The following is a 12,418-nucleotide window of genomic DNA, read 5'->3' as shown; positions in this document are numbered from 1 at the left end:
GTCGCGGAGCCCCTGCTGGAGGCCGAAGACACCGCGCTGGCTACCCAGGGTTTCACCCGCACACGCACCACCACGGCAGGGCGGGTGCGGCCGACTGTGATCGGTTTCCCGGCCTGGCCGATCCTGGTGGACCCGGACAACACCCGGCACGCCCTGGACCTCGTGGGTGACGTCGAATGGGCACGCCGGGTGGCGCACTCGCGACCGGGGGACGTGAAGAAGCGGTTCGAGAAACTCGCCGCCGAACTCACGGCGTCGGCCCCCACCTCGTCCCGCCGCTTTTCGAGGAGATCGCGAGGATCCTCCACGACGTCGGCAACGACGCCGCGGCCCTGCGGTTCTTCGGTCGTGCCCGCGAGATCGAACGCGCGCACGACATTCCCGTCTATCCCGACCGCCACCGCGCCGTATTCACCGAGTTCTCGTCCCTGGGCATCGTGGGGGCCCGCGCGATGACCGCCGAAGCCGGGGCCGCCGTCCGGCGTTTCACCGATCCCCGCGACGCCTTCGACCACCTCCTCGACCTCAACACCGCCCGGATCGCCGCCGCCGGCCAGCCCCCTACGCCGATCTCGCCCGCGATCTCCGCGACGTCGGCGCCGCCGCGGGGCTTGACCCCGACCGGGTGGATGAGCTGCTGCTCGGGAACGTGGTCGGGCTCGCGGCCGTGCGTCGGGCGCCGGCGGAGTTCTTCGACTCCGTACGGGACTCCCTGATCCGCCACATCGGACGGTACCCGGAGACGGCGTCGTGGTTCCTCGACGCGCTGTGTGCCGCCGGAGTGGACTTCGCGCCCCGGTCCTTCCACGACCCGGTGCGGGCCGACACCCTGGACGAACCGTGGCTGTGCTGGCTGGAGGGGGAGCACGAGGACGCCGGACAACCGCGCAGAGATCTGGGCCACCTCGCCGCCGACCCGGTTCTCGGCCCTGTCGCCGCCCGGAGCCTCGATCCCGGTTTCCTCACGCACCACGCCGACACCGTGCTCGGCCACCCCGGTGCGACCGCGCTGCTGAACATGCGGTTGGCCGACTTCGCGGCGGAGCGCGCAACCGCCGCCGGGAGCTTCGAGGCGCTCGAGCGATTCCTCGACGGGCCGGTCAAACGACTGCGGGACCCCAGGATCGACGAGTCCAACCCCGACGTGATCGAGCGCATCTTCGCCTTCGACCGGGCCGAGGAGCTCGCCACGGCGCTCCGCTCGGGACTGGCGGTGGAGTACACCTTCCCCGCCCTGGAGGCGGCGGTGGAGCGTGTGCGCACCCTCGCCGCCGACACCGACACCCGCCGCACCGTGCCCGGTGACTGGGAGTTCGACCCCCTGAGGATCCACGAGAGCTGGCCGCTGCACGCCGTCAGCTGCGGCGGATTCGTCGTGGTGCTCGACGCCGACGGCATCGTGTCCGAGCTGCGCGTCCCCGGGGAGGTCGGCGAGGTCGTCGGCGTGCGGACGGTGGGCGGGCGCGTCCGGGTCAGCTACAAAGCCCGGTACGCGCACGAGGAGAGTGTCTTCTGGAGCGGTGACGGTGAGGGACACGACACCTGGGAGCTCGTCACGTCGGTGGAGGGGGCGGCCAGCTGGGAGATCGACGCCGGCCGGATCTCCGCGAACGGGTTGATCACCGACGGCGACGTCACCGCGAACCGCTGGCAGTCACCCGTGCTGGTCACCCCGTCGGCTGTCGTCGGCGTGCGGTCCCTGGTGCACAACGCCTGCCCGCGCTTCGATCCCCGGACCGGCGAGAGCCTCGGGGAGATCGACCTGCGTCCCTGGCCCGAACGCCTCACCGAACTCGGCGTCCCCGTCGGCGACCTCGACCCGGGTGTTCTTCCGCCCGCGGTGTGGGAGTTCCCCGACGACCCCGACGCGGACCGGGACACGGTGCACAGGCTGGAGTACGCCACCTGTCTGCCCGTCATCACCGACACCACGACGGACAGCCTCACCGGGCACTGCGGCGGCTGGCACCTGAACTTCCCGGTGGATCACGGCCCGTACCACCACATCATCGGCCCGCTGGGGACATTCCGTATTCCCCGGGACCGGCGGCTCAGCCCGACCACGGCGATCGCCCGCCCGGGCGGGGGAGTCGTCGTCAACTACGCCGACGGATTCATCGACGCGGACACCGGACGCAGACTCCCGCTGAGTCTCGAGGGGGGCGGCCGCCACAGCTACCTCGACCATCTCCCGGACACCCGCCTCCACTTCCTCTCCGCCCGCGATGAGACCCTCAGCGCCAGGCTGCGCACCGTCACCGCGGGCGACGTCGCCCCGCTGCTCGACGACGGTCTCACCCCCGGTCACCGGCGCGAACTCATCGCCGAGTGCCTCGGGACCCGGGACACCGTGATCATCGACGCCGTCGACGGGCTCGTGCGGCGCAGCGCGGAACTGGCGCAGACGATGAACGGAATCCATCCCCCGGTCGACAGACAGGTCCGGGTCCCCGACATCAGCGAGGAGCTCGACGCCTACATCCACGGCTACCTGGGGACCGGTGGTGGCGGGCTCAACAACTACGGGGCACTCCTCACCGGGCTGGGGCGCGCCATCCGGCGGAATGAGCTGCACAGCTACGGATACGAGGAATGGGACCGCATCAACTGGGGCATCGGCTTCATCGGCAACGAGCGGGCGCTCGCCGCCCTGGTCGCCGCACCGTGCCTGTCGCCGGAGCTGCGCCACGAGGCCGTGGGGTTCGTCCGTTCTCTGCTGAAGGCCGGGCTGGTGTGCAACGCCTGGCGCTACGTCGAGGTTCCGGCCGATGCCGTGGACTCCACCGAGACCCTCTACGAGGGGTGGCACGACGACTGCGTCGTCATCAGCTACCGGTACGACCACAACTGCACCGGATCCACCGGTCGGGGCGACCGGATCGTGCTGCTCGCGCCGGAGGACAGGCGGCACTGGATGGGGGTCGACCTCGGGGACGGTGAGGACACCTCCCTCGGCTCGGCCGCACTCACCGCCGTACTCGACGCCGCCGACGCGCAGGATCCCCGGGACGCGGCGGAACGCCGGGACGCGGCGGAACGCCGGGACGCGCTTCAAACCGGCGTCGACACCATCGCCCGGGCGAGCGGCGTACCCGCCCGGGTCCTGTTCCGGCTCCTCGGCACACCCCTTCCCCCCACCCACCGGGAGACGAAGGAGCAGCGCGCACTGCTGGGACTGACCGTGCAGCAGTCGAAGACGGCGCGCGAGATCATCGACCAGTTCGAGCCCGAGGAGTGCGCGGCGATCCTCGCCGCCGCAGTCGCCCCCGACGACCCCACGGCATTCACCGCCGGGCACCCGGACACCGACGCGGTGATCGCCGCGATCGGTCGCGTTCTCGGCGACCCCGCGGTCCGACTGAGCGACGAGGACCTGGACCTTCTCGTCGGGAGGCAGGCAGACCCAGAGGAGCGGAACATCCGCCGGCTGCTGCGTGGCGGGGAGGTCGTCGTCGACGACGGCGTCCGGGACAGCTATCTCGGCCTGCTGATCACCATCGCGGTCGAGTGCCGCATCAGCGCCGACGAGGCAGCCTGGATCGCCCGGCAGATGAGGGCGGCCGCGGACTGGGTGCGGGGATGTCCCGAGGCCCGGCGGAGGGAATGGGACCGGCTGGTCCCCGTCCCCGGGCCCGACAACAGCCGGGAGCTGGTGGACGACCAGCCCGTTCCCGTTCTCGCCCGGGTCGTCGCCGGCGGCGGCACGGACGACCTCATCAGCTGGCTCGAAGCCGGTGGGTTCCCCCGGACCCGCGCCGGTGGGATCCGGTGGTGGCCGTCCCGCACCTGGTGCAGGCGGTCGCGGAGACCAGGGGACTGGGTACGGACGCCGCCCGCTACTGGCTGGAGCTCCTCGCGTTGACCGCCCCCGACGACAGGCTCATCCGGGAACTCAACGGGTGGACCGGGAAGGACATCGACGCAGCCGCCACCGAGCTGCAGCAGCGGGGACTGGTGATCGAGGCCAGGCGCAGGGGCGCCACCCGGACGAGGTTCCTCCCCGGGGGCTGGATGGAGGTGTCCGGCCCCGACCGCCCGATGGACGTGTGGAAGGCCCCCCACCACCTTCTGTGGGAGGACGACCGCGTGCACGGCATGATCCCCGGATGTCCGCAGGTCGTTCCCCCGGCCGAGCTCTACCTCGATGTGTGGGAGCGCATCCGGGGTGGCGATGAACCCGGCTACACGGAGCTCCGCACCACGCCCCACCGCCGGAAGCGCCGGTAGACGAGGGGGCAGCCCGCGTCCATCGCGCCCCGTCCACCCCCACCGGTGACCCACGTCACCGGTGGGGCGGCTTCCGCCGCGGACCCGTCACCGTCGACGGCGGCGGTGGTGCACCACCGTGCGCGGCACCCCCTGACAGCTGTGTGAACGCCCCCGTCAGCCGGTAGTCTTGAGGCCGTTATCCCCGGCCCACGGCGCGTGGACCGGAACCACCCCTGACACCAGTGAAATAGGGAGCTGACACACCGTGGCCCGTGTAGTTGTGAATGTGATGCCGAAGGCAGAGATCCTCGATCCCCAGGGACAGGCCGTGCACCGTGCCCTGGGGCGAATCGGAATCGACGGCGTCGCGGACGTCCGCCAGGGCAAGCGCTTCGAGCTCGAGGTGGACGACACCGTCACCGACGAGCAGCTGAACCACCTCGCGGAGACCCTGCTCGCGAACACCGTCATCGAGACGTTCACCATCGTCCGCGGGGAGGCGTGAGCCCGGTGGCTGCGAAAATCGGTGTCATCACCTTCCCCGGAACCCTCGATGACGTGGACGCCGCCCGCGCGGCCCGCATCGCCGGTGCCGAGGTCCACGAACTCTGGCACGCCGACGAGGACCTGAAGGGCGTCGACGCGGTCGTCGTCCCGGGCGGATTCTCCTACGGTGACTACCTGCGCAGCGGCGCCATCTCCGCGCTGGCCCCCGTCATGCGTGCGGTCGTCGACGCCGCGCACAAGGGCATGCCGGTGCTCGGGATCTGCAACGGCTTCCAGATCCTCACCGAGGCACACCTCCTCCCCGGGGCCCTGACCCGCAACGAGGGCCTGCACTTCCACTGCGTGGACACCTATCTCGAGGTCGCCAACGCGGATACCGCGTGGACCGGCACGCTGGCACAGGGGCAGAAGATCCTCATCCCCGCCAAGCACGGCGAGGGCCGCTTCCAGGCCGATGCCGAGACCGTGAAGATGCTGGAGGACGAGGGCCGCGTGGTGTTCCGCTACACCGACAACTTCAACGGCTCCGTCAACGCCATCGCCGGCGTCAGCAGCGCTGACGGCCGCGTCGTCGGCCTGATGCCGCACCCGGAGCACGCCGTCGAGAAGCTCACCGGACCATCCACCGACGGCCTGGAACTGTTCCTGTCCGCCATCAGCCACATCGGTGCCTGACCGCGCCACCACGAGAAGGACACCGGAGAAAAACACCATGACTTTCAACGACACCGTCGACGCCGCCACCGCCGACCCGAACGCCGAACAGCCCTACGCCAGCCTCGGGCTCAAGGACGACGAGTACGCCCGGATCAAGGAGATCCTCGGCCGCCGCCCCACCGACGCCGAGCTCGCCATGTACTCCGTCATGTGGTCGGAACACTGCTCCTACAAATCCTCCAAGGTGCACCTCCACTACTTCGGGGAGACCACGACCGACGAGATGAACTCGAAGATCCTCGCCGGCATCGGTGAGAACGCCGGCGTCGTCGACATCGGCGACGGCCACGCCGTCACCTTCCGCGTCGAATCCCACAACCACCCCTCCTACGTCGAGCCCCACCAGGGCGCGGCCACCGGCGTCGGCGGCATCGTCCGCGACATCATGGCCATGGGCGCCCGCCCCATCGCCGTCATGGACCAGCTGCGCTTCGGCCCGGCCGACGCCCCCGACACCGCCCGCGTCCTGCCCGGTGTCGTCGACGGCATCAGCTTCTACGGCAACTGCCTCGGCCTGCCGAACATCGGTGGAGAGACCGTCTTCGACGCCTCCTACGCCGGCAACCCCCTCGTCAACGCCCTGTGCGTGGGAACCCTGAAGACCGAGGACCTCAAACTCGCCTTCGCCTCCGGGCTGGGCAACAAGGTCATGCTGTTCGGCTCCCGCACCGGTCTCGACGGCATCGGCGGCGTCAGCGTGCTGGCCTCCGACACCTTCGAGGAAGGCGCGGAGCGCAAGCTCCCCGCCGTTCAGGTCGGCGACCCCTTCGCCGAGAAGGTCCTCATCGAGTGCTGTCTCGACCTCTACCGCGCCGGCGTCGTCGTCGGCATCCAGGACCTCGGAGGCGCGGGTCTGTCCTGCGCCACCAGTGAGCTCGCGGCCGCCGGCGACGGCGGCATGCTCGTCAACCTCGACGCCGTACCCCTGCGCGCCGAGAACATGACCGCCGCGGAGATCCTCTCCTCCGAGTCGCAGGAACGCATGTGCGCCGTCGTCGCACCCGAGAACGTCGACCGCTTCCTCGAGATCTGCGCCCACTGGGACGTCGCCTGCGCGGAGATCGGCGAGGTCACCGACAACGACCACCTCGTGATCACCCACCGCGGGGAGACCGTCGTCGACGCCCCCGCGCACACCATCGCCCACCAGGGGCCCGTCTACGAGCGACCCTTCGCCCGTCCCGACTGGCAGGACGACCTCCAGCGGCCCGTCGAGGTGGACAAGCCCACTGACGCCGCCGCGATCCACGACGCCTGGATGCGGATGATCTCCTCCCCGGCGCTGTGCTCCCGCGCGTTCATCACCGAACAGTACGACCGCTACGTCCGCGGCAACACGGTGCTCGCCCGCAACGCCGACTCCGGCGTGCTGCGCATCGACGAGAGCACCGGTCGTGGCGTCGCCGTTTCGGCGGACGCCTCCGGGCGCTACACCAAGCTCGACCCGGAGACCGGTGCCCGCCTCGCACTCGCCGAGGCGTACCGCAACGTCGCAGTCACCGGCGCCCGCCCCGTCGCCGTCACGAACTGCCTCAACTTCGGTTCCCCGGAGAACCCCGACGTCATGTGGCAGTTCCGCGAGGCCGTCCACGGCCTGGCCGACGGCTGCGTCGAACTCGGCATCCCGGTCTCCGGCGGCAACGTCAGCTTCTACAACCAGACCGGCACCGAGCCGATCCTCCCGACGCCCGTCGTCGGTGTCCTCGGTGTCATCGACGACGTGGAACGCCGCATCGGGCACGAGCTCGGCACCGTCGACGGCGGCGAGGTGCTCTACCTCCTCGGAGAGACCCGCGACGAGTTCGGCGGTTCCATCTGGCAGCAGGTCAACCACGATCAGCTCGCCGGCATGCCCCCGGCCGTGGACCTCGCCGACGAGGCCGCGCTGTGCCGGCTCCTCTCGGCGCAGACCGTCGACGACGGAGCATCCCCGGTCATCACCGCCGCGCACGACCTCTCCGAGGGCGGGCTCGCCCAGGGGCTCGCGGAACTCGCGATGACCGCCCGCCGGGACACCGGCATCGGCCTGGACATCGACCTGTCCGGCGTCCACGACGACCCCTTCGTGGCGCTGTTCTCCGAGTCCGCGTCCCGCGTCCTCGTCGCCTGCGCCCCCGGTGACGCCGAGGAACTGGAGCGTCGCGCCGGTGTCGGGGATGTCCCGTTCACGAAGCTCGGCACCACCACCGAACTCGGCGACGCCGCACTCATCCGCGTCAGTGGTGGGGTCGACCTCGAGGTCTCGGTCACCGAGCTGCGCGAGGCCTGGCAGGCCACGCTGCCCGGAATCTTCGGCCACGCCGTCGGAGCGAACTCCGTGGTGGAGTAGCCCACGGAGTCCTCGTGGAGGGCCCGGTACCGCAGCTGGCGCGGTACCGGGCCCTCCACCTTCTTCCGCCCCGTCCCCGGGGCGGAACCGGCCCCGGGGCGCACCGGGGCACCGGGGACGCCCGGGACGACCGATACACTCCACCCATGAGCTTCCTCCGGCACCGCCTCGTCCGCGCGTTCGGCCTGTTCTGGTTCCTGCCCGCCGTCATGGTGCTGTTCTCGGTGGCGCTGGCGCAGTCCCTGATCGTGCTGGAGCGTCATCTCGGTGTCCCGGGCTCCCTGGAGTTCGTCTACGCCGGGGGCGAATCAGGCGCCCGGGGTCTGCTGTCCGCGATGACGGGAATGTCCATCGGTGTGGCGGGCACGCTGTTCTCCATCACCATCGCCGCGCTGTCGTCGGTGATCTCCACGATGGGGCCCCGGCTGCTGCACAGTTTCCTCTCGGACCGTGGTATCCAGGCCACCCTGGGTATCTTCCTCGCGACGTTCGCGTTCTCGCTTCTGAGCCTGCGGGCCGTGTCGGCAGGCAACGGGGACACGGTGTTCATCCCGCACTACAACGTCAGCGTCGCGATGGTCTACGCCGCGCTCTGCGTCGGGTTCCTCGTCTACTACATCAACCACATGGCGCAGTCCATCAACATGACGCGGGTGGTCAACCTGCTCAGCGGGGATCTGTCGCTGGCGCTGGAGCGGGGCACCGAGCTCGCCGAGGAACAGGGTGACTTCCCGAGGGCCGTCGACGGGTTCTTCGACGGGGCGACGGCGGTGTTCACCGACCGTGGCGGGTACGTCCAGCAGATCGACTACTCCCGGCTCGCGGACATCGCCGAGGAGAACGACTGCGTGGTGCAGCTGCTCGTCCGGCCGGGCGACTACCTCCTCACCGGCTCGGAGATAGCCCGTGTGGTGCACGGGGGAGAGGCACCCGAGGGCATCACCGGCTGCCTGCTGCTCGGTGCCAACCGGGATGATTCGCAGGACCTCGAGTTCTCGGTGAACCAGCTCCTCGAGGTCGGGGTCCGGGCGCTCAGCCCCGGCACGAACGATCCGTTCACCGCGATGGGCGTCATCGACCGGTTCGCGGAGTCGCTCGCCCGCCTGGAGAACCGGGAACTGCCGCGGGGCGTCATCGCCCGCGACGGCATGCTGCGCGTCGAGTTCACCGTCACCACGTTCGAGGGCCTCGTCGACACGATGTTCCACCAGCTCAGGCAGAACGCCACAGGGTGTACCGCGGTGTACATCCGGTTGCTCGACCGGTTGGGTGACGTCGCCGGGATCGTCACCGCGGGGAAACGCCTGGACCATCTCCGGCACCACGCCGACCTGGTGTGGGACGACGCCCGGCGGACCGTCGCCAACTCCGGGGACCTGGCGGACATCCGGCTGCGGTACCACCGGGCGCGGAAGGCCTGCGCGCGCAGCACCCGCGGGGCGGAGAGCCTCGGGGACTAGTCGGTGTCCCCGGCGTCGGGCCCGTCCCCGGTGGACGCGGCATCCCGGAGGTCCCGCAGCTGCTCCAGCCGGTGGATCACGTACCAGATCAGGAAACCGAGGCCCGGAAGCAGGGTGACCAGGGAGAAGACCAGGATCAGGCGGAACGGGTCCGAGTTGCGCCGCAGCTCCAGCCGGACGGCCGTCACGGGCATCGCGATGAACAGCAGCATCAGGACGAGACCGGGTAGTCCGAGGCTCCCGACGTCGTTCAACAGGCTCATCGCGTAGGTGGTCCGGGACATTTCCTTCTTCCTGTCGGTGTGGTCCGCCCTTCCGGTCGGGACCGACCATACCCCACCTCCACCGCGCCGGAGCCCGGGCAGCGGGAAAAGGGAACGCGTTGTTCACTCCGGTCTCACCCGGGGTTCACGCCCGTGTGCGACGATGGCCGACATGAACCGGCCGATGATCTCCCTGTCCCTCTCCTCCCTCCGGTCGGAGAACCTCGGGGACGCGCGGAAACTGATGACTGAACTCACCCCGCACGGTGTACGGCCGACGCTGCGGGTCGCCCCGCACTGCTCCCGAGACTGGGCGCTGCGCCGCCACCCGGACGTGCTCGAGTTCATCCACGACTGCCGTGACGAGGGCGCCGAGATCGTGCTCGCCGGTTTCGACGAGTCAGTCCGGGGCAGGCGCTCCGAGTTCGCCGAGCTCCCCGCCCACGAGGCCCGGCTCCGGCTCACCGCGGCGTGCCGCCAGATGGCCGCCATGGATCTGACGACCGACGTGTTCTCTCCCCCCAGGTGGATCCTGTCCGAGGGAACCCGGCGCGTCCTCCCGGAACTCGGCTTCGCCGTCCTGTCCGATCTCAACGGGGTGCAGGATCTGCGCACCGGGGACGTCGCGGCCGTACCGGTTCTCGCATTCGGCGAGGGGTTCGGCGCGGCGCGGTGGTGGCGCAGGAGCGTCCGGAAGGTCGGTGCGCGCCAGATAGCCACCGGTCACAGCATCCGGTTGTCCACCGCGGCGTGCAGGCTGGCGGAGGACGATGTCCGGGACAGTCTGCTGACCGTGGTGCACTCCGCGCTCGCCGCCGGGTACGCCCCGGCGAACCGGATCTCGGATGTCCTGGCGGACGGCCCGAAGGTCTGAGAACCGTGGAACAGCACGTTTGGCGCCCGCCCACCCCGTCGGCGTAGCGTTGATTCTGGACCGGTACCTCTCGGATGTCCGCCTGGCGTCCGGCCCGGGGGATGCCGTTTCCCGCACACGATGAAGAGACGAACACGAGGAGCACTCACATGCACCGGGGCGGACGTCGTTCGACACTGCACGGGGAGACCAGTACCACCGAAGAGGAGATCATCGAACGGAACACCGCCTCCGTCAGGGCGGACGGGATGATCGCCCGCACGGTCTGGCGTACGGACCGGGGTCCCCGCCCGGGCAGTCGCGGCTGGATCCACTTCTTCGCGGCGATCCTCGCCGTGTTTTCGGGTTCCGTCCTCGCCACCTACTCCTGGATCCGCCTGCCGTGGTGGCAGGCGCTCGGTGTGATGGTGTACGCCGTCGGCGTCGTCATACTCTTCGGGGTCTCCGCCGCGTATCACCTGGGTCCGTGGAAGCGGGCCTCCACCGTCCTCTGGTGGCGTCGGGCCGACCACTCCACGATCGCCGTGTTCATCGCCGCGACGTACACTCCGTTCTGTCTGATCGCCCTGCCCCCGGAGACCGCCAGGTGGGTGCTCGCCGTCGCCTGGGGTGGTGCGCTCCTGTCAGTCGTGATGAACCTCGCCTGGATCGACCACCCGCGGTGGCTCGGGGTCCTGGTCTATCTCGCTCTCGGGTGGCTGATCGTGCCGGTCGTCCCGCAACTGTGGACGTCAGCCGGGGCGGCCGTCGTGTGGCTGCTGTTCGCGGGCGGGATCGTGTACACCGTCGGCGCGCTGATCTACGCCTTCCAGTGGCCGGGCCGCGAAGCGCGCTGGATGGGGTACCACGAGTGGTTCCACCTCGCGACCGTCATCGCTGCCGTCGCGCATCTCGTCGCCGTGTGGATCGTCGTCGCCCAGGCCGCCCCCTGACGGGTCCGCCCGGGCGTCAGCGCCTGATCAGCGGCAGCGGGCGGTACTTCGCCCGCAGCTCCCGCAGGGTCGCCGCGTGTTCGGCGAGCCGGATATCCTCCGTCGTGCGGGGCGTGAACTGCCGGGCGGGCAGGGGGTTGCCGTCGATGTCGACACCGATGTAGGTCACCGTGGCGTGTATCGCCGTCTCGAGGCTGCCCCGACCCCCACGCGGTGAACCGGCGCGCAGGTGCACCGACGTCTGCATGGACCGGGCGTCGGTGCGCATCAGCCGTGTGTCCACCTCGATCAGATCGCCGATGTTGATCGGACGGTAGAACCGGATCCCGCCCGCGTAGACCGCGACTGTGTACTCGCCCGACCACTCCATCGTGCAGGCGGTCGCCGACTCGTTGATCCACTCCATCGCGGTGCCGCCGTGCACCTTGCCGCCCCAGTTCACGTCCGTCGGCTTCGCCAGAAATCGCGTGATCATCCTCGGTGCCTCGCTCGGACCGTCGTAGGTCTGCTTGGACATCTCCTCCTCGATGGCCTTGCGCAGCTCGATGCGGGACAACGCCGCGGCGTGCACCTGCTTCTCGTGCTCCGTGCCCGGAACGAACTCCGGGACCTTCTGCGACCGCCCGGTCGACGCGTCCCGCGCGACGAAGATGACCAGGCAGTCGCAGGCGCGGGTGTAGACGCCCTCGCGGGGATCGGCGGAGAACACCTCGTTGATGATGTGCATCGAACTCCGCCCCGTCATCGCGATCCGGGAACGCACCTCGACCATGTGGCCGGAGGGGATCGGACGGGCGAAGTGGATGTGCCCGACGTACGCGGTCACGCAGTACGTGCCGGACCACGCGGTCGCACACGCGTAGGCGGCCTTGTCGATCCACTCCAGCACCCGGCCACCGTCGACACCGTGGGCACCCGCGGTGATGACGTCGGTGGGGCTGGCCAGGAAGCGGAGCGTGACGGAGGGGGAGGGGGTCGGCATGGGTTGTGTTCGTCCTCGGATCGGGTGACGGATGAGCTATCTGAACTCTAACCACCCGACGCCGCCCGGCGGAAAAGCCGTTCCATCGTCCGGGAGGGGGTGCGGTCCCCGCCCCGGGTGTGTCGCGCGGGCTGTGCCCCGCGCG

11 protein-coding genes are annotated in these 12,418 nt (G+C 70.1%); 9 read left to right on the top strand and 2 right to left on the bottom strand.

The window, feature by feature from the left end; genetic code table 11:
* Positions 1 to 176 precede the first annotated feature (176 nt).
* From JIM95_RS09790 to JIM95_RS09760, 7 genes are all read left to right on the top strand, one after another.
* Positions 177 to 716, top strand: coding sequence for a hypothetical protein (locus JIM95_RS09790; protein WP_200256687.1), 540 nt, complete (start codon positions 177 to 179; stop codon positions 714 to 716).
* Positions 626 to 3,862 (top strand): hypothetical protein, encoded by a 3,237-nt coding sequence (locus JIM95_RS09785; protein ID WP_200256688.1) that lies wholly within the window; start codon positions 626 to 628, stop codon positions 3,860 to 3,862. The genes JIM95_RS09790 and JIM95_RS09785 overlap by 91 nt, the downstream gene beginning before the upstream one ends.
* Positions 3,772 to 4,227, top strand: a complete 456-nt coding sequence (locus tag JIM95_RS09780; RefSeq protein ID WP_200256689.1) for a hypothetical protein — start codon at positions 3,772 to 3,774, stop codon at positions 4,225 to 4,227. Before JIM95_RS09785 ends, JIM95_RS09780 begins: the two co-directional genes overlap by 91 nt.
* 247 nt (positions 4,228 to 4,474) lie before the next feature.
* Positions 4,475 to 4,714 (top strand): phosphoribosylformylglycinamidine synthase subunit PurS, encoded by a 240-nt coding sequence (gene purS / locus JIM95_RS09775; RefSeq protein ID WP_198736569.1) that lies wholly within the window; start codon positions 4,475 to 4,477, stop codon positions 4,712 to 4,714.
* A gap of 5 nt (positions 4,715 to 4,719) precedes the next feature.
* Positions 4,720 to 5,391, top strand: coding sequence for a phosphoribosylformylglycinamidine synthase subunit PurQ (gene purQ / locus JIM95_RS09770; RefSeq protein ID WP_200256690.1), 672 nt, complete (start codon positions 4,720 to 4,722; stop codon positions 5,389 to 5,391).
* Between the two features lie 37 nt (positions 5,392 to 5,428).
* Positions 5,429 to 7,762, top strand: a complete 2,334-nt coding sequence (gene purL, locus JIM95_RS09765; RefSeq protein ID WP_200256691.1) for a phosphoribosylformylglycinamidine synthase subunit PurL — start codon at positions 5,429 to 5,431, stop codon at positions 7,760 to 7,762.
* Positions 7,763 to 7,908: 146 nt separating this feature from the next.
* Positions 7,909 to 9,222: a DUF2254 domain-containing protein gene (locus tag JIM95_RS09760; protein ID WP_200256693.1), complete on the top strand. Its 1,314-nt coding sequence runs from the start codon at positions 7,909 to 7,911 to the stop codon at positions 9,220 to 9,222.
* On the opposite strand, the gene JIM95_RS09755 is transcribed toward JIM95_RS09760, so the two are convergent.
* Complete coding sequence (locus JIM95_RS09755) at positions 9,219 to 9,506, bottom strand: hypothetical protein (protein ID WP_200256695.1); 288 nt, start codon at positions 9,504 to 9,506, stop codon at positions 9,219 to 9,221. The two genes, JIM95_RS09760 and JIM95_RS09755, sit on opposite strands and share 4 nt — an antisense overlap.
* 142 nt (positions 9,507 to 9,648) lie before the next feature.
* Between JIM95_RS09755 and JIM95_RS09750 the strand changes: the two genes are divergently transcribed.
* Both JIM95_RS09750 and trhA read left to right on the top strand, forming a co-directional pair.
* Complete coding sequence (locus tag JIM95_RS09750; RefSeq protein ID WP_200256697.1) at positions 9,649 to 10,359, top strand: DUF2334 domain-containing protein; 711 nt, start codon at positions 9,649 to 9,651, stop codon at positions 10,357 to 10,359.
* Positions 10,360 to 10,607: 248 nt separating this feature from the next.
* Positions 10,608 to 11,291, top strand: coding sequence for a PAQR family membrane homeostasis protein TrhA (gene trhA, locus JIM95_RS09745; protein ID WP_234034447.1), 684 nt, complete (start codon positions 10,608 to 10,610; stop codon positions 11,289 to 11,291).
* Between the two features lie 16 nt (positions 11,292 to 11,307).
* Here the strand turns inward: trhA and JIM95_RS09740 are convergent, their stop codons facing one another.
* Positions 11,308 to 12,273, bottom strand: a complete 966-nt coding sequence (locus JIM95_RS09740) for an acyl-CoA thioesterase (RefSeq protein WP_200256701.1) — start codon at positions 12,271 to 12,273, stop codon at positions 11,308 to 11,310.
* Positions 12,274 to 12,418 lie beyond the last annotated feature (145 nt).

Source organism: Corynebacterium antarcticum, from assembly GCF_016595285.2.
Taxonomy (GTDB): Bacteria; Actinomycetota; Actinomycetes; order Mycobacteriales; family Mycobacteriaceae; genus Corynebacterium; species Corynebacterium antarcticum.
The sequence above is the reverse complement of the archived record's forward strand: the minus strand, read 5'-3'. Positions and strand labels throughout refer to the sequence as shown.